The organism is Mesorhizobium sp. RCAM 06353 (genome assembly GCF_059683585.1).
This window is the reverse complement of record NZ_CM185031.1, coordinates 6,752,876-6,773,962: the sequence shown is the minus strand read 5'-3', so window position 1 is coordinate 6,773,962 and position 21,087 is coordinate 6,752,876. Positions and strand designations below refer to the sequence as shown.

Below are 21,087 nucleotides of genomic sequence, written 5' to 3'. Positions count from 1 at the left end.
GCCGTCCCGGTCCGCAAATGCCTGAAGCGGCTTCCGCCGGAAGACGCCTCAATTCCAAGGGAGGAATGGAATGCCAATGAACCGAAAACTGTTCGCTGGGCTGGCGATCGCCGTTGCGTTTGCGATGCCCGCTTCTGCCGCCGACAAGATCAAGGTCGGCCTGATTACGAAATTCCCGGTGCCGTTCTACTCGACCATGGAGGATGCCGCCAAGAAATACGCGGCCGCTCATCCCGAGATCGAACTGGTCACCGGCCAGGGCCAGGCGGCGACCGACATCGAAGGCCAGATCGCCCTGATCGAGTCCATGATCACGCAAGGCGTCAAGGGTCTGGCAATCACTCCGGTCGATCCGACCGTTGCGCCGGCGCTAGATAAGGCGGTCGCCGCCGGCATCAAGGTGGTTCTAGTCGACAACAGCATCCCGAACTGGAAAGGTCAGTCAGCACTGGTTTCGACCAACAATCTCAACGGCGGCAAGATTGCCGGAGAGTATCTGAAGACCGTGCTCAAGAGCGGCGACAAGATCGGAATCCTGCAAGGGGTTCCTGGCGTGCCGGCGCTGGACGACCGGGTTACCGGCATGATGGAGGGGCTCGGTGACGTCAAGGTCGAGGTCGTTGGCAAGGGCGCAACCAATTGCACGCTCGAACTTGGCACGTCGGTGACGGAAGACATCCTGACCGCCAATCCCGATCTCAAGGCGATCTACTCTGCCTGCGGCCCGCCAATCCCGGGAGCTGTCAAATCCATCAGCAATGCCGGCATTGCCAACGACAAGATCATTCTGGTTGGCTTCGACGCCTGCTGTGGTGAGATCGAAGCGATCAAGTCAGGCGCGGAAGATGCCAGCGTTGCACAATTTCCAGCAAAAATGGGCGAGCTTGGCTTCGACACGGTCGTCAAGGCCATCCGCGGGGAGAAGGTCGAGGCCAATGTCGACACCGGCGCAGGCCTCGTGACGCTGCAGAACGTCAAGGACTTCGAGTGATCCATCAATGGTCCGGCGGATAGTTCCGCCGGACCATTTCCTGTTGGCGAATTTTGGAAACAAGAGCGCCGCAAGCGAGGGGATGAAATTACAGTCATGGACCCTGCCATCAAGATCGTCCGATGCGTCGAACCCGGCAGACTGGTGTTCGAGGAGCGGCCTGCGCCGGGCAGTCCGCCGGAGGGGTGGGCACTGGTCGACGTCGCCCATGTCGGCATCTGTGGAACCGACTACCACATCTTCGAGGGTAAGCATCCGTACCTCGCCTATCCACGCGTCATGGGCCATGAAGTTTCGGGAACAATCGCGGCAATCAACGCGCCAGGGGCCATCGCGGTCGGAGAGCAAGTTCTCGTCAACCCCTATCTTGCCTGCAGCAAGTGCGGTGCCTGCCGACAGGGCAAGCCGAACTGCTGCGTCGCCATCGAGGTGCTCGGCGTGCACCGTGACGGCGCCATGAGCGAGCAGATCCTGGTGCCGGCTCAGAACCTGATCCCAGCGGCAGGCCTGTCACTGGTCGAGGCGGCCACGGTCGAATTTCTGGCCATCGGTGCTCACGCGGTCCGCAGATCCATGGCGGGTCCGGGCAATCGCACCCTGGTCGTCGGCGCCGGGCCGATTGGCCTCGGCACCGCGCTTTTTGCCCGCATAGCGCAACAAAGTGTGACCATCATGGACGTCGACACCGAGCGGTTGGCCTTTGCCGTGCAATTGGGTTTCCTGGTGATCGACGCATCGAAGGGATTGATCATCGACACGATAGCGGAGCGAACCGTCAAAGCGGGCTTCGATGTCGTCTTCGACGCGACCGGAAACAGCCGTTCGATGCAGTCAGCCTTTGCCTATGTCGCCCATGGCGGCGTCATGGTGATGGTCAGCGTCGTGCCAGACAACATAACCTTCTCCGATCCAGAGTTCCACAAGCGGGAGATGATCCTGATCGGCAGTCGCAACGCGACGCATAGTGATTTCCAGCACGTCATTGCCTCGATCCGCGCTGGAAAAATACCGGTAGACCAGCTCGTCACCCACCGCACGACCCTGCGCAACAGCCCCCGCGACATCGCGATCTGGGCGCAGCAGAAGTCAGGTCTGATCAAGGCCGTTATCGATGTGGCAGGATCTGCGTGACTTCAAAAAACACGATGGTCACATTTCGAAGCAGCGGATCACACCTGGGCTGGCGGCCGGATGCGCAGCGCCTCACCTTTACGAAGCTGGTTGAGAACGAAGGCGATCGATGGTGAAGGAAATTGTCACGCCCATTTTCCACTTCGGCACCAGCCGCTTTTCTGCAGGCGCACGCAGCTCGGCGCCAAACGTGATATTTTCGCGGCTCCTCGGCATCCATACATGGAAGCTCTCATATCGGCCGTCCCGCTGCCGAAAGTGGGCGACCAGCGGCGGCGAACCGTCCTGAACGGCGATATACCCAGTCCGATCAACCCTCCAACCGGATGCTATTTCCACACTCGATGCCCCCGCGCTTTCGAGAGGTGCATTCGGGAGCAGCCGCAGTTGAAAGAGGTGGCGTCGGGGCACATCGCCGCTTGTCACCACAACGACGAGTCATTCGTGCCCGGCGCATCCTCGTGAAATGTCGCGACGCCGGTTACAGGCTCCTTGCTTCGTAAGTATTCACCGCTCCCAATCGGCTGGAGAAGCGTCCAGGCGTTTGGAGATCGAAACGATCCAGGCACGAAGTTCAGGTGCAAATGGTTTTTCCAGCGCCGCACGGTCCCAGGCGAGGAAATAGGCGTCGGACAACTTTATCCGCTGATCGAATGGAACGATGAGCCGGCCTGCAGCGATATCGTCAGCGGCCATGGACAATTGGGCAAGCACAAACCCCTTTCCATTTATCGCAGCGTCGATCGCCGCGCTCGACAACGAAAAGGCAACTTCGCCGGACGTCTTTCGATGCGACGCTCCGATGCTGCGCGCCCATTCAGCCCAACTTGGCGGTGATTGATGATCTCGTGCCCATTCTATGCCAAGGAGAGGAAAATCAAGGATATCCGCTGGCTTGCGGACAGGCCGAGTGGCCAGCAATCCCGGTGCGCAGGCAGGCACCACCCAATCTGTGAACAGTGCGGTGTAGTGATCGTAGTCGTGAACCTTGGTGCCGTATGAGATCCGGAAATCAACCTGATCCTGGTCAAAACGCGGCTCCTGTTCGGCGCCGATGAGACGCACCGTCGCACCGGCGTGGTCTATTTGCCAATCCAGAAGCTTTGGCGCGATCCATTTGCTGGCGAGCGAGGGAAGGCAGGAGATAGTCAGCGCACTTTCCGATCGCGCCCGCTCGACAATGTCTTGGGCGTTGCGAATCTGGTCGAACCCCGACGAAATCGCCGCATGGTAGGTTCGCCCCCAGGATGACAGCGCAACATTCCTGCCACGGCGCTCCAGCAGACTAAGCCCGAGCACATCTTCAGCCTTGCGGATTTGCTGGCTGACCGCGCCGACGGAAACGCCAAGCTCGTTGGCCGCGGCCGTCACGCTGCCGCATCGACCGAAAGCCTCGAAGGCCTGTATCGCGCGCAAGGGGGGCGTTTTCTTCACCTGGGGATGATCCTGGGGTCGGCCTGCTTTAGCATTTCTAAAATAGAACGCAGATGCAAGCCCTATGTCGTCTGCCGCCCGAGAGCTATTCGTTTTGGCGTTCACAAGCTCGGGAGGACGCCATGTTTCTTCGAAACTGTTGGTACGTTGCCGCATGGGACCATGAGGTCACGGACCAGCTGAAGCCCGTTCGAATCCTTGGCGAAGATATTGTCCTCTATCGCCGCACGGATGGTGCCGTGGCCGCGCTTGAAGATGCATGCCCTCACCGTAAGCTGCCGCTATCCATGGGTCGCATCAAGGGCGACACGGTCGAATGCGGCTATCACGGTCTGACTTTTGACAGCACTGGAACCTGCACGCGTGTGCCCGGTGCTGAAAAGATACCGCATGTTGCATGCGTTCGTTCCTATCCGATCGCCGAACGTTACGGACTGCTCTGGATATGGATGGGTGAAGCGGAAAAAGCGGATCCTGCACTGATTTTCGAGGTCGATCACTGGGGCGATCCGGCCTGGGGCGTCAATCGCGGCGAGTCCATGTTGCTCGATTGCAATTACCTCTACATGACCGACAACCTGCTCGATCCTTCCCATGTGTCATGGGTACACCAATCGTCTTTCGGCGGTGTTCAGGCAATGGAGGATGCGCCGCTCGAAACCACCGTGGGTACAGACGGCGTGACCGTGTGGCGCTGGGTGGTCGATGCCGCGCCGGCACCCTTCTATGCGCCTTTCCTCAAATTCTCCGGCAATTGCGACCGCAAGCAGCACTACGAGGTGCGCTACCCCTCCAATGCCATCATCAAGGCGATCTTCGTGCCGGCCCGCACCGGCGGCGAGGGCAAGCCGCTGCACCCGGACGTGTTCCTCATGGACAGCTACAATTTCATGACGCCGGTCGATGAGAACCAGACGAAATACTACTGGTTCCAGATGCGCAATTTCGCACCCGACGACCTGGAGGTCTCGCGTCAGTTCGCCACCTCCGTACGCGGCGCCTTTGACGAGGACCGCAACGTGCTCAATGCCGTGCACAAAGGCATGGCCAACAAGCGCACGCCCAATCTCGACCTTAAGATCGATGTCGGGCCGCTGCGCTTTCGCCGCAACCTGGCCAAGCTGATCGCCAGCGAGAGCCAGCAATTGGCGGCCGCCGAATGAACGCATTCACCGCTGGCGACACCATCGCAAGAAGCGGGTTTCGGGACCTGAAAGTGGTCGCGAAGGTGCGCGAAAGCGCCATCATCACGTCGTTCCATGTCGAGCCGGTCAATCCACAGGACTGGCGCGATTTCCAGCCGGGCCAGTTCCTGGTGTTCCGGATACCGGTAGCGCGGGAGGCCGCCGGCGAAAGGGGATATGTGCTGCGCAACTACAGCGTCTCCTGTTCCCCAGACAGCACTTGCTATCGGATCAGCGTGAAGCGTGAAGCAGCACCCGCGCCGGGGCTGCCGGAAGGGGTAAGCTCGTGCTTCCTGCATGACCGGATCGAGGTCGGCGACGTGCTTCAGGCGGAAGGGCCGCGCGGCGATTTCGTGCTCGACAAGGACAGCAACCGTCCAGTCGTGCTGCTCAGCGGCGGTGTCGGGCTGACGCCGATGGTGTCGATGCTGCATGCGCTGGCTTCGATGCCGGACCGCCGTGCCGTCTTCATCCACGCTTGCGAGAACGGCGATGTGCATGCCTTGCGCGACGAGGTGACCGGCTTGGTCACGACCCGGCCCGGCCTGACCGCGCACTACTGCTACCGGTCCCCGACCGAGCGCGACAAAGCCGAGCAGCGCTTCCACAGCGAAGGCATGATTTCGCGCGAGCTGCTGCAGCGCCTGCTGCCGATCGATGACTATGATTTCTACCTCTGTGGCCCACCGCCGTTCATGCAGGCGATCTACGCCATGCTTCGCGAGCTAGGTGTGCCAAAGCATCGCATTGCCTACGAATTCTTCGGCCCGGCGACGGTGCTTGAGCCCGATGCCGTGCGAGTTCCCGCGGTTCCGGCGCAGCCGGCAAGGATCGAACCGGTCGGGGAGGCGACAACCGTGGAATTCCGGAAGTCGGGCCTGACGGCCGTCTGGGATGGCTCGGCCGCATCGTTGCTCGACTTCGCCGAGAACCAGGGTCTGTTGCCGGAGTTCAGCTGCCGGGCCGGCATCTGCGGCACATGCAAGTCGCGGCTGATCCTGGGCGACGTTACCTATTTCGAAGAACCGCTGGATGAGCTTGGGACGGGCGAAGTGCTGCTGTGCTGCTCCAAGCCGCGCGGATCAGTCGTCCTGGATATTTGACAAGATCGTGATGCCGCGCATGGGCGTGGGGAAACGGAAGTCGGGATTTGGAACAGTCGGTCAAACCAGCGTCGAGCCTGCCGCTCAATCCACATATCGCCGCCTTGCCGCCCTACAATGCCGGGATGAACATCGCGATGGCGCGGGCGCTGAGTGGCCGCCACGATATTGCGCGGCTGGCCAGCAACGAGAACCCGGACGGGTGTTCTCCCGCCGTCATGGCCGCATTGGCCTCCTTCTTCGAGCCATGGCGCTATGCCGATCCGGCCTGCACGGCGCTGCGGGCAGCACTTGGCGAAAAGCTGGCGGTCGACCCCGGTCTGATCGTTGCAGGCAATGGTTCCGAGGAGATGATTGCCGCCATCTCGCGCGCCGTCCTGGTGCCGGGCGCATCGGTCGTCACGACGGTGCCGAGCTTCGGCCTGCATGAGATCGAGCCGTTGGCGGCCGGTGCCGATGTCGTCAAGATACCGATGACATCCGAAATGGGATTTGATCTTGCCGCCCTCGAAGCGGCGATCGCTGCCGGGCCGCGCATCGTTTTCATATCCTCGCCGTGGAACCCGGTCGGGCCGGGCCTCGACCATCCCAGCCTGCTTCGGCTGATCGGCTCGGTGCGGCCCGGCACGCTTCTTGTCCTGGACGAGGCCTATTTCGAATTCGCCGATCCCGGCGCGCCCGACGGCATCGAAGTCTTGCGCGACAGCGGCATCGATCATGTCGTGCTGCGGACATTCTCGAAGGCGTATGGCCTGGCGGGACTGCGCGTTGGCTATGCCGTCTGTTCCGGCCTCGAACTGGCAAGGGTGATCGCGGCCGCCAAGACGCCGTTCAACGTCAACGCGGCGGCGCAGACCGCCGCCATCGCGGCACTCGCTGACGAAGGCTGGATGAAGGCCTCGGCGGGCCGCATCAGGGCCGAGCGCGCGCGCATGACGGCCGCACTTGCCGGCCTCGGTTTCGCGGTTGCCCAGTCGCAAACAAACTTTCTGTTCTTCGACTGCAAAGGCGACAGTTCTAGCCTTGCCGCCGGTCTGCTGAAGCAGGGGATCATCGTAAAGGCGTGGCGCGAAGCCGGCTACGAACACTATCTGCGCGCCACCATCGGCTTGCCGGCTGACAACGATCGGCTGATCGCAGCGCTTCAGGGATTGGCGGGGCGATGAGCGGCTTCGCGTCTCCCAGGCAAACGAACGCGACGGAGCAGGCGGTGCCGCTGCCGGTTGTCGCCGCGATCCGCGAGGTCGTTGGCGCCCCGAATGTCCACACAGGTGATGATGCCGGGGGGATCGACCTAGGTTCGAACGAGACGGATCGCGGCGCTGGCATCGTCGTTGCGCCTTCATCGACCGACGAGGTCGCGGCGGTGGTGCGTATCTGCCGCCAGAACGAGATTCCCATCGTGCCGCAAGGCGGGAAGACCGGTCTGGTCGGCGGTAGCGTTTCGCGTCCGGGCGGGATCGTCCTTTCCCTGGTGCGCATGAACCGCATCGAGCGGCTCGATCCGCTCGAACGCGTGGCCGTGGTCGGCGCTGGCGTCACCCTCGAAGCTTTGCAGGCTGCCGCGCTCGAGCATCGGCTCGAGCCGGGCATCGACCTTGCCGCGCGCGGCTCGGCGACGATCGGCGGCATGGTGTCCACCAACGCCGGGGGCGTGATGGCCTTTCGCCACGGCGTCATGCGCCACCGTGTGCTTGGCCTGGAGGCCGTGCTGGCCGACGGATCGGTCTATTCCGATCTGACCAGGGTGGTGAAGAATTCCGCCGGCTACGATCTGAAGCATCTCTTCATCGGCGCCGAGGGCACGCTTGGCATCGTCACCCGCGTGGTCGTCAAGCTCGACCCTTCGCCGCGAGCCACGGCCACCGCGCTGTTCGGGCTGCCGTCTGTCGATGCGGCGCTGCAAACCATTCGCCTGGCGCTTGAATCGGATGCCGGGCATCTGCGCGCGGCGGAGGCGATGTGGACCTCGTTTTTCAGCCTGGCCGCCGCCGCGCATGAATGGTCCGAACCCGGCGTGCCGCTCGACCAGCCGCTGTTCCTGCTGCTGGCGCTTGGCGGCGCGCGCGAAGAGGCGCTGCGCGACGATTTCGAGCGGATCTATTCGGAAGTGATGGAGCGCTATCCCGAAGCCACTGGCATCATCGCCGGCTCGCGGCGGCAAGAGGACGATCTGTGGCGGTTGCGCGAGGACACCGGTGTGCTCTATCGCGCCCATCCCAATGCGCCTTCCTTCGACGTTTCGGTGCCTCTGTCGGAGATTCCGGCCTATCTCGACAGAATCCTGCCCGGGCTCGCTGCGATCGAACCGGGTCTGGCGCCCTATGTCTTCGGGCACCTGGCAGATGGCAACCTGCATATCATCCTCAACCGTCAGGGTCCGCTGGCGCCTGACATGGCGGAGGCTGTCGAGGGCGTCCTGTATCACCGACTGCGGGAGATCGGCGGTTCCTTTTCCGCCGAGCACGGTGTCGGGTCCAAGCGCATCCATTCGCTGCTGGCGACGGCCGACCCGACGAAGCTCGCGGTGATGGAGCGGGTGAAACTTGCGCTGGACGATCAGTCGATCATGAACCCCGGCAAGGTGCTTCCCTCTGACGCCTGGTTCGTCCGGTCCTCAAGGCCGCTCCTTTCCGGTAATGAGCGCCTATTGCCACCTCAGCACGCGAGCGACCAAAGATGAATAGCCCCACGGTGGAACGACAGGGAATGAACGGATTGACCGCAACCGCCAGCGGTCCAGTGGGATCGACCATGCGCCATGATGAGCCAGCACCAGCCTACGCCTGCGATTTCGCCATCTTGCGCCAGGGATTTCGCGACGCCGCTGAGCGGGCAGGCGCGGAACTGTCTGAATATGTTCATCCGCTGAACGGCCCGGGTGGCGAGACGCTGGCGACCGATGTGGCGCTGCTTGGCCGCCGCGATGCGCGCAAGCTGATCGTGCTCATCTCCGGCACGCATGGTGTCGAAGGCCCGTTCGGCTCAACCTGCCAGACCGCCTGGCTCGGTCAGAAAAACCTGCGGCGCCTGCCCGGCGACACGGCGATCCTTGCCATTCACCTTATCAATCCCTGGGGCACGGCATGGTCGCGGCGCGTCAACGAGGACAATGTCGACCTCAACCGCAACTTCATCGACTGGTCTTCGAGCGCCCCGGTCAACAATGGTTATGCCGGCCTGCACGACGCGGTGGCCTATAGAGAATGGGAAGGGCCGGACCGCGTAGCGGCCGACGAGAAGCTCGCGGCTGCGCGCAAGAGGCTTGGGCATGCCGGGCTCGCGGCGATCGTCGAGGCCGGCCAGTATGAGTTCGCCGACGGCATGTTCTACGGCGGTGGTGGCCCGGTCTGGTCGAACCGGACATTGAACGAAATCCTGAAGACCTTTGCCGGCGCGGCACGCCAGGTCATCGTCTTCGATCTGCATACCGGAGCAGGGCCTTATGGCTATCCGGCTCTGCTTTCGGTCGCGAGCTCCGAACATGCCGGCCTTGCCTGGGGCAAATCCATCTTCGGGCCGGCGCTGGCAACAGTGCTGACAGGCCCAGGCGCCAGGACCGATACCGGCATCGCGGCGACAGCGACCGGCTACGTCTCCGACGCCGTCCGCAAGGCAATGCCGCGCGCGCGCGTCCTGCCGCTTGTCGTCGAGTGCGGAACGCTGGACGGGCCTGCCGTCATGGAGGCGGTGCAGGCAGACAACTGGCTGCACCTTTTCGGCAAGATCGAATCGCCGCTGGGCAAGCGGATCAGGGACACGCTGCGCGCTGCCTTCCTTCCGGATGACCCGGACTGGCAACGCACCTGCCTGTCCAGCAGCCTGCGCTATTTCGACCGTGCGCTGGCGGATCTAGGGACTGTCGAGGTAACCCAGGACGCGGCCATCGGCAGCGAACAAACGCAGCCAACCGTTCCCGCGGTGGCGGCGGATCCGGCGCCGACTGAAGAAGCGAAGATCGCCACGCCGGCCGTGCAGATCGACGAGCTTCACAAGAGCTTCGGCTCGCTCCTGGTGTTGAAGGGCGTCAACCTCACGGCGCACGCCGGCGAAGTCATTTCCATGATCGGCTCGTCGGGTTCGGGCAAGAGCACGTTCCTGCGCTGCATCAATCTTCTGGAACAGCCGGATGGCGGCAAGGTCGCCATCGACGGCGAGGTCATCAAGATGAAGCCGCTGTCGAACGGCCGTGTTGGGCCAGCCGATATGGCGCAGGTCGAACGCATCCGTGCCCGCGTCGGCATGGTTTTCCAGAACTTCAATCTGTGGCCGCACATGACGGTGGTGGAAAACATCATCGAGGCGCCCCGGCATGTCTTGAAGGAGCCTCGCGAGAAGGCCGTCGAACACGCGCACGCTTTGTTGAAGAAGGTCGGCCTTGCCGACAAGCACGCTCACTATCCGGGCCAGTTGTCGGGCGGTCAGCAGCAACGCGCGGCGATCGCCCGCACGCTGGCCATGCGCCCCAAAGTCATCCTCTTCGACGAGCCGACATCGGCGCTCGACCCAGAGCTGGTCGGCGAAGTGCTGCGGGTGATCCGGCAGCTGGCGGAGGAAGGCAACACCATGATCCTCGTGACGCACGAGATGCAGTTCGCGCGCGAGGTCTCGCACAAGGTTCTGTTTCTCCACCAGGGAAAGGTGGAGGAAGAGGGCGCACCCGCGGCGCTGTTCGGCAGCCCGCGCTCGGAGCGTCTGCGTCAATTCCTGGCACGGACACTGTGAGTATAGGCCCGCGTCCTCGAAGCGTTCGGGTTAACCGGACAACGACAATGAAGATCAACAACAAGGGGAACTAACGATGAAACTGAAAATCCTGATGCTGCTCGCAGGTCTCGTGGGGGGCATGGCAAACGCCGTTGCCGCCGACGGTGAACTGTCCATCGGCACCGAGGGCGCCTATCCTCCATGGAGCATGTCCGACGCCAACGGCAACGTCACCGGTTTCGACGCCGATGTCGGCGCTTTGCTCTGCACCAAGCTTGCACTGAAATGCCATTTCGTCGTGCAGGCTTTCGACGGGCTCATTCCGGCGCTGAAGGCCAAGCGCTTCGATGTCATCATCTCAGGCATGTCGATCACCGCCGACCGCAAGAAGGAGATCAATTTCAGCGTCGGCTACGCCGAACTGGCCAACATGTTCGTCGCCGCGAAGGGCTCGGATCTCGCCGGCATCACCGACGTCGATACGCTGCTGAAATCGCTCGACGGCAAGAAGGTCGGCGTACAGGCCGGCACCACCCATGCGCATTTCATCGAGAAGCGGGCGCCCAATGCCGACCTGAAAACATACGATACGCTCGACCAGATGCAGATCGATCTTGCGAGCGGCCGTATCGACACCGCCTTTGCGGATCAATCCGCACTGCAGGACTTTCTGAACAAGCCGGATGGCCAGAATTTCCAGCTGGTCGGCGTGCAGATCAAGAGCACGTTCGATCCGACGCTTGGCGAAGGAATCGGCGTCGGCATCGCCCAGGACAATACCGAACTGAAAGCCAAGATCGACAAGGCGCTTTGTGAGTTGATCGCGGATGGCTCGGTCGGTAAGGCCAGCCAGAAATGGTTCAAGACGGATATTTCCCGGCCCTGCAACTAAGCCCTGGAATCCTCGCATGCGCCCGGAAAGCCGGGCGCATGCGCCCCGTTGGCACGACAGACTAGGGCACACAAATGGAATTCGGTCTCTGGCAGGTTTGGGAAGCGGGTTGGGTGACCGCTATTCTGCGCGGCGCGTCGATAACAATCCTCGTGGGGCTGGTCAGCATGGCGGCCGGACTGGTGATCGGCATTGCGTGCGGCCTTATCAAATGGGCCCGGATATTTCCGCTATCGCTGCTCGTTGACGCTTACACTTCACTGGTGCGCGGCGTGCCCGAACTGCTCATCATCTACCTCCTGTTTTTCAGCTCGGTTGAATTCGTGACCAAGGTCGTGACCGCTTTCGGTTATGCTGGTGTCGCGGAGAGCGGCTATGCGTTCGTCATCGCGGTCATCGCCATCGGCGCGATTTCCGGCGCCTATTCGACCGAGGTCGTGCGGGGGGCACTGGGGGCAATCCCCGATGGGCATATCGAGGCCGCTCGCGCGCTCGGGCTATCGCGTGGCCGGATCTTTCGCCGCATCATCGCGCCGCAGATGATGCGCATCGCGGTTCCCGGCATCAACAATGTCTGGCAGACCACGATCAAGGACACGGCCCTGGTTTCGGTGGTCGGCCTTCAGGAGTTGATGCGCATTTCTTTCATTGGCGCCAATTCCACCCGCCACCCGTTCATCTTCTACCTGATCGCGGCTGTGGTTTATCTGGCAATTACGCTCGTCAGCCAGGCCGGGTTCGACGGCATCGAACGCCTACTCAGGGTGAGGACGAGAAAGTAATATGATGGATCTCATCCAGCTAGCGGTTCCCGTCCTGCTCAAGGGCCTTTGGATCACTGCGGTGCTGACGTTCGTTTCGGTGCTGATCGGCTTCAATCTGGGGCTCGGCCTGGCGCTGATGCGGCTGTCGTCGAACCGCTTCCTGTCAGGCTTCGCCAAATATTATTCCAATGTCTTTCGCGGGACGCCACTGCTGGTGCAGATTTTCCTGTTCTACTACGGGCTTGGCCAGCTTTCCCTGATCAAGGATAACGCGGCTTTGTGGTGGGTGATCAGCGATGGCGCGCGCTGCGCCGTCCTGGCGCTTGCGCTGAACACGGCTGCCTACACGTCCGAAATACTGCGCGGCGGATTGATGTCGGTTCCGATCGGTCTCGTCGAAGCGGCCCAGGCGTGCGGCATGTCGCGCATGATGCGGTTCCGGCGCATCGAGTTTCCACTCGCTATCCGCCAGGCGCTACCGGCCTATGGCAATGAACTCATCCTCGTCGTCAAGGGGACCAGCCTTGCCTCGACGATCACTGTGCTCGAAATCACGGGTTATGCCAAACGGCTCATGAGCCAGACCTTCGCCATCTTCGAGATCTTTGCTATTGCCGGTGTTCTCTATCTGGTGATCAATCTGATGTTGATCGCGATCATCCGCGCCACAGAGCGTTTTCTTATGCGCCACGAGTCGCAATCCCGCCAAGGTTCTAGCGCACCGCGCTCAAAGGAATCTGCAGCAGTTTCGTAACGCCGTTCCTGTCGTTGGACACCGGCGCGCCTGCATCGCTCGATTGCCGAGGACAGGGTAACCCGATCGGGCGCAACCCAAGTCGGTCTCGAGCGACGGCTGCAAGCCCGCGGTGGAGTCTGCAGCACTTAAGTCTTAACAGCTTAAATATTAGCCGTTGTCTTTTTTCCGCCCAGAAAAAGCTAATATTTTAGTCGTTTTTCGCAGGTGCTTCGTCAAAAGCCTCCATCACATGGATCGTCTTTCCCTCGCAAAGCGAGCACACTCCAGCCTGCCATTCCCTGAGCATCTTTGCGCCGATCTCAGGGAAGCGGGATTCTTGAAAATAGGCCTTCACCCTTCCCGAAACGTCTGAGAGCGCGTCGCAGGTCTGCTCTACGATCTCCGCTACGCGCCCCGGTCGGAGGTTCGCGCGGGTGACGCCCAGACGGTCAAGCCTCTTTCGGTCGGGCCACGCGGTGGAGCCGTCGAGAGTGAGCGCCATTGCATCGTTCTTGATGTAGGCCCTTGTCGTGATGAGATCATACACGGGAGCCAGCCGCACCGGACTGTCCGTGTCTTTGTAGACGACGCCGAAATTCTTCAGGTGTGCGTCGCCATTACGGATGCCGCAGTTAATCACAAACAGGCGGAAGGCGACTTCCAATGACCCTACGGCATGTTCGGGCGAGACAAACTCTTTGATCCGCTTGAAGAGCTTTGTTTCGTACCCTCCGTTGTACTTGTCCTTGCTGGTTACGCCGTTCAGCGCACAGAAGTCCTCATATCCGGAGTACGAGCCGTCGGTCAGATCGAATCTCTCGACCACGAGTGCCAGACCATCCTCGGATAGCCGGAAGTCCGGCACCTCTAGACCAACTTCCCGAGCTGCCATAAGGCAGAAGAACTCATTTGCGGCCAATTCGGGATACTCGTCGGGATTCCACATTTTGACGATGTGGGTAGCTCCGCGGACGCTGAGTGACTGGCGCCCGTCCGACGGACTATCCTCCCTGGCTCTGACTAGGACCTTCGGCTGCACTCCAGCGACCCCTGAATGGACTGCGTATGTTTCCAGGAGCTCGTTATAGAGATCGCCCGCCCGACGGGCGCGCAGCAGGTCGTCAATGCTTCGGAAAGGGACATCCTCCACCAGCTCCTCGTCCATACCAGTGAAGCGGATACGGCCGATCTGCGACCGGCCGACAACGGCCAGCAGGTCAATGTCGTCGAAGTGGCCTAATGCCTTCGCGAAGGCCGTCCTGATCTTCCCTTCTAGTGCCCCCTCAGGAAGATTCATGTCGAAAATGGGAAGGAGCCCGAACTCCGAATTCCATGATTCGGTCCGCTTGGGCATTGTGAGCGACACCGCGTCGCGGCCGTCGGTCTTCACATCGTACGCGAAAGTCGAGCCACGCTTGCCGGATCTGTCCAAGACGCCGACTGGCTTGCTACCTACCCACACGCGCAGCATCGTCTTCCTCCATGATGTCTTCCAGTGTGGGTCGCTTGTTGTTGAAGGTCGTCAGCCGGAAATCGAGCCCTACAATGTTCATGAGCGTGAGCACGCCTTTGAAACCCATGTCGGATACCCTGCCGTTCTCAAGCGCCTCGATCCTCGCCCGACTGAGCCCGGAAAGTTCGGCGAGCTTTTCCCGTGTCAGCTTGCGCTGCTTTCTGGCATTCTTGATCTTATTGCCAAGATCGTTCAGGTCGATCATATTCGCCTCACAAATTAGCCGTTTCGAGCTAATATGCGGAAAATAGCTTATATAGTGGCTGTTTTCAAGAGCGTGATGACCATAACTTCAGACGGCATCATGCCGATCATAAGCAGCAAGCCGAACACGCTTTTGCTCCTGATCATCATCGGCATCATGCCGCCGGCGTGATCGTGCCGACATGACCATCGCTGATCTTCGGCAGGATAGATGGTCACCACGTCCGGAACGGTGCCCCCCATACGGTCCGAAGCTGTCATTGCAATGTCCACGTGACACTGATCTCCCCACCCGTTTCCTCACGCTTTATGGCGGGCGTTTGGCCGCTTCCGCAGATCAGGTGATCCGCGCCGACGGTCGCGACGTAGAACGCCATATGGCGCACGGAGACCTTGCCGATGAAAGGGATAACTGCATTCGCAGTGGCTATGCTTGTTTCAGAAATGGCGCGTGCCGACGTTTTATCCGACGCCTGCGGCGTGTGGTTGAGGGACGACGGCAATGCCCGCGTCAACATTGCTCCTTGCGGAGAGAAACTGTGCGCAACCAATCTGTGGATCAGGGATAGCAGCAAAGGCGAAGAAGTAGGCGACAAGCTGATCATGACGCTGAAGCCGAATTCCAGCAAAACGTTGAAGGGGACCGCCTATGACCCCAAGCGAAAGCTCACCTTTTCGATGACGCTGCGGGTCGTCAGCAAAGGGTTGACGACGCGAGGCTGTGTCATCGGTGGAGTGATCTGCAAAAATACCAGTTGGGCGCCGACAAAGTGAATAGGGCCACACAATGAATGGCAGGTCAGGTTCGGCGCCGACCATTGTACTGTTTCGACGTGACCTCCGCGTTGGCGACAACGCCGCTCTTGCGGCAGCGGTCGACCGCAATGGACCTGTTCTGGCGCTCTTCATTTTTGACGAAGAAGGCGAGAACATTAGGCCGATGGGGGCAGCAAGCCGCTGGTGGCTACACCATTCGCTAGCCGCACTTGGCCAGAAGCTGCATGGTTCCGGCGCGAAGCTGATTTTTGCCCGGGGCAGAACAAGAGATGTCGTCGTAACGGCCATTGCTGCGACCGGCGCGGACGGTGTGTACTGGAACCGCCGTTACCAGCCGGCCGAAGCGGCAGTAGACGCGGCGCTGAAGACGAATCTTCGCGAAGCCGGGCTGATTGCGCAAAGCTTCGGTGGCGCGCTGCTCCACGAGCCCTCCCTGTTTAAGACTTGCTCAGGCGGATATTACAAAGTCTACACCCCTTTTTGGAAGGCGCTGAATAGCGGGGGCGATCTTCGCGATCCGATCGATGCCCCGAAATCAATCAAGGGCTGGGAGGGCAAGTTCGACGGCCTGTCCCTGCACGAACTCGAGCTCCTTCCCAAAACGCCTGATTGGGCGGAAGGGCTCGCAGATCGATGGACCCCTGGCGAAGCCGGCGCTCGGCGACGACTGCAGGCCTTCCAGAATGAGGATTTGGCTGACTACGAAAACCGACGCGATATACCCTCCGTTCGGGGCACCTCGCGCCTCTCACCCCATTTAGCGTTCGGCGAAGTCACGCCAGTTCAAATATTTGCCGCACTGCAGCGATCGGACAAGGCTGGGGCGACGAAATTCCGCAAGGAAATCGGCTGGCGAGAATTCTCCTATCATCTTCTCTTTCACAATCCTCAACTGCACGAGCTCAGCTTCCGCCCCGAATTCCAAGGCTTCACGTGGCGCCGCGACCGCGAAGCGACAAAGGCTTGGCAGACCGGGATGACGGGTTACCCGATCGTAGATGCAGGCATGCGCGAACTTTGGCGAACTGGGTGGATGCACAACCGCGTGCGTATGATCACTGCCTCCTTTCTCATCAAGGATCTGATGATCGACTGGCGGGAAGGCGAGGGATGGTTCTGGGACACGCTTGTCGACGCGGACCCGGCAAACAATGCCGCAAGCTGGCAGTGGGTGGCCGGATCAGGCGCGGATGCCGCGCCCTTCTTTCGAATCTTCAACCCTGTCCTTCAGGGCGAAAAGTTTGACCCGCATGGCGACTATGTGCGCCGCTACGTTCCGGAGATCGCTGGCTTGCCCGACCGCTACATTCACCGGCCGTGGGAGGCGCCAGTTGCCTTGCTAGCACTCGCGAAAATACAGCTCGGCAAGACCTACCCAAAACCGATTGTCGATCATGGCGCCGCACGAGACCGGGCGTTGATCCTTTATCAGTCCATAAGAGACAAGGCCAAGGTACTAAGGGCCAAGGAAACAGCTTCATGATCCGCTACGCAATCGCCTATGCAACCACCCTGGTCGCCTTCCTTGCCATTGACGCGGTCTGGCTAACCACGATGTCGCAACGCCTCTACCGCCGCTATCTCGCCGACATATTGGTGGACGACGTCAATCTCGCGCCGGCTGCCCTGTTCTACCTCATCTACATCGGGGGCATCATCGTCTTTGCTACCGCCCCCGCCTTCTCGACCGGCAAGTGGACGACGGCGGCAGCATATGGCGCGCTCTATGGGTTTTTCGCCTACGCGACCTACGATCTTACCAACCAGGCAACCGTACGCGGCTGGCCGACAATCATCACGGTGGCCGATATCTGCTGGGGGTCCCTGCTCAGCGCGGTGGCGGCGGTTCTTGGCTTTCTGCTGACCCGCTATTTTCTGCGCGGCGCCTGATGTCGCGCTCCTCAGACGTTGCGACGGCGCCTGACAAAAGCAAGCCGACAAAGACGATCAATGTCGCGGCGCTCAACACGTTGAGCCCGACCATGCCACTATTGTCGGCAGCGCTATAATCGGCCAGTGGCTGACCAAAGACGCGTTCGGGTATGAAGTAGGCCGCAGCGCAGAGCGCAATGACAGCGAGCCCGATTGGCCGTTCAGAAGGCCTGAACAAAGCAGCGCCGATCAACGCGCAAGGAACGAGGAATATCTCGACCCCCGACCCGATACCGAACGCCTTGGTGCTGAGGATGCCATTGGCAATGCCCGTCAGCGGCAGCATGAGGCGCCCGGCGAGCGGATAGTGCCTAGCAACTGCTGGAACGGCGAGAAAGAAGGGCGTCGACAGAAAAGTGAGAAATGACGGCGCGATCTTATCGGCGCCGACCACCGCCCATAGATAGAGCGGGTAGAAGGGCTGGTTCCAGGCGACAACGAGCGCAATCCAGTTAGCGGCCACCGTCAGCGGATCGTCATGCGCGGCATAGGCGGCGATATTCCGCCAAAGGCGCGCGAAGCCCGGCATGTCAGGCAGCCGGCCGGAGCAGGTAGTGACTAACGCCCCACTCCTTGCCCCCGGCATGGCCGAACAGGCCTTCGGTGGCGAAGTAGAACAGCCGCCAGCGCCGACGCCAGAGCGACGCATCAGCGCCATAGACAGCCGAAAGGATGGCGTCGATCTGGCCGCGGTTTTCGTCGAAGCGCGCGAGCCAGTCGCGCGCGGTGCGTGCATAGTGCAAGCCGTTCCAGCGCCAGTCGCGCTCGACCGAAAAGCAATCCGGGAATTGGCTGATAAGGTTGTGGCTCGGCATGATGCCGCCGGTGAAGAAGTGCTGAGCGATCCAGTCGGCGTCATCGCGATGGTCGAAACGATAAGGGCTATGGTGGTGGCTGAAGACATGGACGAACAGACGGCCTTCGGGCTGGAGCCAGGTTCGGATACGGGCGAGCAGGTCGCGCCAGTTCGACATGTGCTCGAACATCTCAACCGACACCACGCGGTCGAACCGCACTTGCGGCTCGAATTCGTTCATGTCGGCGGTGATGACCTCGATATTGCGCAGCCCGAGTGCTGCCGCCTCCGCCTGAATGTAAAATCGCTGCGGAGTCGAATTCGACACCGCCACGATTCGGGCCGACGGAAAACGCTGCCCCATGAACAGCGTCAGCGAACCCCAGCCGCAGCCGAGTTCGAGGATCGACTGACCGTCGCGAAGCCCTGCGTGGTCAACGGTCTGCTCCAGCGCGGCGATCTCCGCCTCGGCCAATGTCTCGCTCCCCGTCGGATACAGGCAGCAGGAATATTTGCGGCGGGGACCAAGCGTTTGCGCGAAAAACTCAGGTGGCAGCTCATAATGCTGCTCGTTCGCGGCTGCCGTGTGCTCGGCTATGAAACGGCCGGCCATGTCTTTGGCAAAGCGCCGGTCGTCGACCAATGGCTCCGTCGCCAGCCGCCGCCGTGTCCGACCCACGAGAACATCGATGCCGTAGCGGGTGGCGGAGTCTGGCAGCGGGGCGCGCTCTACAGCGCGGATTGCGGTTGCGATCAGGCTCACACTTATCTCCCTCGCTTGACGGTTGCCGCCTTCGGCGGGCCAGGCCAGAACGCGTTGACGCGCGCCTGGTAACGGCGAAATTGCTCGCCACGCGAGCGCAGCATATGGGCTTCGAGCGGCGGAATGCCCGAGACGTGGACAAGCAGCCCGTACATCAGAACAGGCCCGACCAGCGCGACCCAGCCCCACGCATAACCCCCCGAAGGATCGATGGCGATCGCGACATAGGCGAGCCATGCCAGCCACTCGAAGAAATAGTTGGGGTGGCGCGACAGGCGCCAAAGGCCCACATCGCAGACCCGGCTTTTGTTGCTGGGGTCCGCCCGAAAGGCCGTCAACTGGCGGTCGGCCGTCGCCTCGCCGCCCACCGCCAACAGCATCAGCACGACACCGGCCCAATCATTCAAACCGAAGGCGGAGGCGGGATTGTGGGCAGCGGCCACGATGGACAGCACAAGCAGGAAAGCGGCCGCGGCCTGGGCCTGCAGAAACCAGAACAGCCTGGCGCGGAAGCTGGAGCCCCATTCCTGCTTGAGCTGACTGTAGCGCGGATCGTCCTGGCGGCTGCTTGCGGTCCGGTTGACGATATGGAGACCTAGCCTCACGGACCAGGCGAGCGCGAAAATGGCTACCAGCCACTGCCGGTGCACCGAGCTGTCACCGGCCGAAACGAGAAGTGCCGCCAAAGCGCCGAAGATGCCGACGGCGAATGACCAGATCGCGTCGATCCACCCCGACCGATCCGTTCTCAGAGCAACAGACCACGCCGCCACCATGGTCACCGAAAGACCGATGGCAGCAAGGACGAGGGGGTAGCGACGCTCATGGAACGTCTCAACCGCCAAGCAGAGGCTGGATCAATCGTCCAAAGAAGCCACGCAGCCTCATCTGCCCCTCAAGGGCGGCGATGCATATACACTCCCCGCTCTCGTCGACGACCGGCTGATGCTGAACCTCATCGTCAGCCTCATCCAGGTCGCCAGGACCGTAGCGGCCACGCGCGTCGGAAAGCGAGCCCTTCAGCACTTGAGTGTACTCGTAGCCGGAATGGGTATGCTCCGGCATCCTGCGCCCGGCCGCCACCTTCAGTAGCATGACATTTGCGCCAGCATCTTGCGGAACCGTCACGCGGCTCCAGCGCACTCCGGGACCGATCCAGCGCCATGGGCCAACGCCGCACCCGTCCAGAGCCTCAGGCAGGCGGATGCCGATATCGGCTCGCGCGGGCCTTGAATGCTCCTCGCGCCTTTCGCCGTCCACCTCGATCCTCGCCATCTGCTGGTCCAAGGCATCATCACTCATCGCTTGCGGTTCTATTTCATCGAGGAACAAGCCGCCTGTGGCTTCGAATTGCGCAATACGTTCGGCACAGGCCGGGCAACCGGCGATATGAACCGCCACGACAATTCGCGGTCCGGCCTCCAATGAGCCACTGGCTTGGCGGAGCAACGTCTCGTCGCTTGGATGATGATTGATCATTTGAGGTCGTCCAGGATCAGGCGGAGGCGGCTGAGAGCCAGCCGCACGCGCGATTTAACGGTACCGAGAGGGATGCGAAGCTGGCTCGCTATTTCCGATTGAGGTTTGTCGCTGAAGAAGGACAGCCGCAGTATATCGGCCTGTTCGGGAGACAACAGCGCAACCGCAGAGCGCACGCGTTCTTCGCGCTCTGCGGCCATCACAGCAGCCTCACCCGAAACCGGGCTGTCGGGCTCGTCCGAGGGGTCGAAGGCGCTGGCAACGGCCGCAGGTCGGCGTTCCCGGCGTAGCCGATCGATCCGCACGTTGCGGCCGATCGTGAATATCCACGTCGAGACCGCGGCGCGCGCCGGATCGTAGTATGAGGCCTTCTTCCAGACCAGCAGCATAGTCTCCTGCGCGATGTCCTCGGCGATGGAAACCGCCATGCCGGATCGCATCATAAAGGCCTTAAGTCGCGGGGCGTAGAAGCCAAAGAGTAAGGCAAATGCCGCGCGATCGCGTCCCTCCGCTACCGCGGAGAGCAGACGCTTGGCCTCCTCGGCCGATACCGACTCCGTATCAGTGCGCATGGTCATCGCTATTTCGATCCTCGTACGATCGAACGTACGCGAAACCGTTCCGGCAATGAACTCGTATCTCGATGCATACATGCGCCCTGATACGCGCTGCCAGGGCTTT

23 protein-coding genes are annotated in these 21,087 nt (G+C 61.4%); 14 read left to right on the top strand and 9 right to left on the bottom strand.

The features are described from left to right. The first annotated feature begins 124 nt into the window (after positions 1 to 124). The 3 genes from AC56QX_RS32650 to AC56QX_RS32640 all read left to right on the top strand — a co-directional run bounded on the left by AC56QX_RS32650 (position 125) and on the right by AC56QX_RS32640 (position 2,587). Positions 125 to 991: a sugar ABC transporter substrate-binding protein gene (locus AC56QX_RS32650; RefSeq protein ID WP_497118014.1), complete on the top strand. Its 867-nt coding sequence runs from the start codon at positions 125 to 127 to the stop codon at positions 989 to 991. Between the two features lie 108 nt (positions 992 to 1,099). Further along, positions 1,100 to 2,122 carry a zinc-binding alcohol dehydrogenase family protein gene (locus AC56QX_RS32645; RefSeq protein ID WP_497118012.1) on the top strand — a complete coding sequence of 341 codons (1,023 nt, stop codon included), beginning with the start codon at positions 1,100 to 1,102 and terminating at the stop codon, positions 2,120 to 2,122. A gap of 60 nt (positions 2,123 to 2,182) precedes the next feature. Beyond that, positions 2,183 to 2,587: an oligopeptide/dipeptide ABC transporter ATP-binding protein gene (locus tag AC56QX_RS32640; RefSeq protein WP_497112657.1), complete on the top strand. Its 405-nt coding sequence runs from the start codon at positions 2,183 to 2,185 to the stop codon at positions 2,585 to 2,587. Between the two features lie 42 nt (positions 2,588 to 2,629). On the opposite strand, the gene AC56QX_RS32635 is transcribed toward AC56QX_RS32640, so the two are convergent. Further along, the gene (locus AC56QX_RS32635) at positions 2,630 to 3,556 is read right to left on the bottom strand and encodes a LysR substrate-binding domain-containing protein (protein WP_497112656.1); all 927 of its coding nucleotides are present in this window, start codon (positions 3,554 to 3,556) and stop codon (positions 2,630 to 2,632) included. A 122-nt stretch (positions 3,557 to 3,678) separates the two neighbouring features. Here AC56QX_RS32635 and AC56QX_RS32630 point away from each other — a divergent pair, with 122 nt between their 5' ends. From AC56QX_RS32630 to AC56QX_RS32595, 8 genes are all read left to right on the top strand, one after another. Beyond that, complete coding sequence (locus tag AC56QX_RS32630; protein ID WP_497112655.1) at positions 3,679 to 4,719, top strand: aromatic ring-hydroxylating dioxygenase subunit alpha; 1,041 nt, start codon at positions 3,679 to 3,681, stop codon at positions 4,717 to 4,719. Then, positions 4,716 to 5,843 carry a 2Fe-2S iron-sulfur cluster-binding protein gene (locus tag AC56QX_RS32625; protein ID WP_497112654.1) on the top strand — a complete coding sequence of 376 codons (1,128 nt, stop codon included), beginning with the start codon at positions 4,716 to 4,718 and terminating at the stop codon, positions 5,841 to 5,843. Before AC56QX_RS32630 ends, AC56QX_RS32625 begins: the two co-directional genes overlap by 4 nt. 47 nt (positions 5,844 to 5,890) lie before the next feature. Then, on the top strand, positions 5,891 to 7,009 hold the full coding sequence (locus AC56QX_RS32620) for an aminotransferase class I/II-fold pyridoxal phosphate-dependent enzyme (RefSeq protein ID WP_497112653.1): 1,119 nt from the start codon (positions 5,891 to 5,893) through the stop codon (positions 7,007 to 7,009). Continuing rightward, positions 7,006 to 8,526, top strand: a complete 1,521-nt coding sequence (locus AC56QX_RS32615; RefSeq protein WP_497112652.1) for an FAD-binding oxidoreductase — start codon at positions 7,006 to 7,008, stop codon at positions 8,524 to 8,526. Before AC56QX_RS32620 ends, AC56QX_RS32615 begins: the two co-directional genes overlap by 4 nt. A gap of 71 nt (positions 8,527 to 8,597) precedes the next feature. Then, a complete protein-coding gene (locus AC56QX_RS32610) occupies positions 8,598 to 10,568 on the top strand; it encodes a DUF2817 domain-containing protein (RefSeq protein ID WP_497118010.1) in 1,971 nt (656 codons plus the stop codon). Between the two features lie 76 nt (positions 10,569 to 10,644). Further along, positions 10,645 to 11,442: a transporter substrate-binding domain-containing protein gene (locus AC56QX_RS32605; protein ID WP_497112651.1), complete on the top strand. Its 798-nt coding sequence runs from the start codon at positions 10,645 to 10,647 to the stop codon at positions 11,440 to 11,442. 74 nt (positions 11,443 to 11,516) lie between these two features. Further along, positions 11,517 to 12,224, top strand: a complete 708-nt coding sequence (locus AC56QX_RS32600; protein ID WP_497112650.1) for an ABC transporter permease — start codon at positions 11,517 to 11,519, stop codon at positions 12,222 to 12,224. Between the two features lie 4 nt (positions 12,225 to 12,228). Then, positions 12,229 to 12,960 (top strand): ABC transporter permease, encoded by a 732-nt coding sequence (locus tag AC56QX_RS32595; protein WP_497118008.1) that lies wholly within the window; start codon positions 12,229 to 12,231, stop codon positions 12,958 to 12,960. A gap of 190 nt (positions 12,961 to 13,150) precedes the next feature. On the opposite strand, the gene AC56QX_RS32590 is transcribed toward AC56QX_RS32595, so the two are convergent. Genes AC56QX_RS32590 through AC56QX_RS32580 form a run of 3 tightly spaced genes read right to left on the bottom strand, consistent with a single transcriptional unit; the run spans position 13,151 to position 14,920 of the window. Further along, positions 13,151 to 14,413 carry a type II toxin-antitoxin system HipA family toxin gene (locus tag AC56QX_RS32590; protein ID WP_497112648.1) on the bottom strand — a complete coding sequence of 421 codons (1,263 nt, stop codon included), beginning with the start codon at positions 14,411 to 14,413 and terminating at the stop codon, positions 13,151 to 13,153. Further along, on the bottom strand, positions 14,391 to 14,660 hold the full coding sequence (locus tag AC56QX_RS32585; RefSeq protein ID WP_497112647.1) for a helix-turn-helix domain-containing protein: 270 nt from the start codon (positions 14,658 to 14,660) through the stop codon (positions 14,391 to 14,393). The genes AC56QX_RS32590 and AC56QX_RS32585 overlap by 23 nt, the downstream gene beginning before the upstream one ends. Before the next feature lie 47 nt (positions 14,661 to 14,707). Further along, positions 14,708 to 14,920, bottom strand: a complete 213-nt coding sequence (locus tag AC56QX_RS32580; protein ID WP_497112645.1) for a hypothetical protein — start codon at positions 14,918 to 14,920, stop codon at positions 14,708 to 14,710. 138 nt (positions 14,921 to 15,058) lie between these two features. Between AC56QX_RS32580 and AC56QX_RS32575 the strand changes: the two genes are divergently transcribed. The 3 genes from AC56QX_RS32575 to AC56QX_RS32565 are packed head-to-tail and all read left to right on the top strand — an operon-like array spanning position 15,059 to position 17,326. After that, positions 15,059 to 15,433, top strand: a complete 375-nt coding sequence (locus tag AC56QX_RS32575) for a DUF2147 domain-containing protein (protein WP_497112643.1) — start codon at positions 15,059 to 15,061, stop codon at positions 15,431 to 15,433. A 13-nt stretch (positions 15,434 to 15,446) separates the two neighbouring features. Next, on the top strand, positions 15,447 to 16,919 hold the full coding sequence (locus AC56QX_RS32570; RefSeq protein ID WP_497112641.1) for a cryptochrome/photolyase family protein: 1,473 nt from the start codon (positions 15,447 to 15,449) through the stop codon (positions 16,917 to 16,919). After that, a complete protein-coding gene (locus AC56QX_RS32565) occupies positions 16,916 to 17,326 on the top strand; it encodes a DUF2177 family protein (RefSeq protein WP_497112639.1) in 411 nt (136 codons plus the stop codon). Before AC56QX_RS32570 ends, AC56QX_RS32565 begins: the two co-directional genes overlap by 4 nt. Here the strand turns inward: AC56QX_RS32565 and AC56QX_RS32560 are convergent. Genes AC56QX_RS32560 through AC56QX_RS32540 form a run of 5 tightly spaced genes read right to left on the bottom strand, consistent with a single transcriptional unit; the run spans position 17,265 to position 20,984 of the window. Next, a complete protein-coding gene (locus tag AC56QX_RS32560) occupies positions 17,265 to 17,897 on the bottom strand; it encodes a hypothetical protein (RefSeq protein ID WP_497112638.1) in 633 nt (210 codons plus the stop codon). The genes AC56QX_RS32565 and AC56QX_RS32560 overlap by 62 nt on opposite strands. Before the next feature lies 1 nt (position 17,898). Further along, positions 17,899 to 18,927 (bottom strand): SAM-dependent methyltransferase, encoded by a 1,029-nt coding sequence (locus AC56QX_RS32555; RefSeq protein ID WP_497112637.1) that lies wholly within the window; start codon positions 18,925 to 18,927, stop codon positions 17,899 to 17,901. Between the two features lie 2 nt (positions 18,928 to 18,929). Then, entirely contained in the window at positions 18,930 to 19,703 is a 774-nt protein-coding gene (locus AC56QX_RS32550) for a DUF1295 domain-containing protein (RefSeq protein WP_497118006.1), read from the bottom strand. A 58-nt stretch (positions 19,704 to 19,761) separates the two neighbouring features. Then, positions 19,762 to 20,406 (bottom strand): ChrR family anti-sigma-E factor, encoded by a 645-nt coding sequence (locus AC56QX_RS32545; RefSeq protein ID WP_497112636.1) that lies wholly within the window; start codon positions 20,404 to 20,406, stop codon positions 19,762 to 19,764. Further along, positions 20,403 to 20,984 carry a sigma-70 family RNA polymerase sigma factor gene (locus tag AC56QX_RS32540; protein WP_497112635.1) on the bottom strand — a complete coding sequence of 194 codons (582 nt, stop codon included), beginning with the start codon at positions 20,982 to 20,984 and terminating at the stop codon, positions 20,403 to 20,405. The genes AC56QX_RS32545 and AC56QX_RS32540 overlap by 4 nt, the downstream gene beginning before the upstream one ends. Between the last annotated feature and the right edge of the window lie 103 nt (positions 20,985 to 21,087).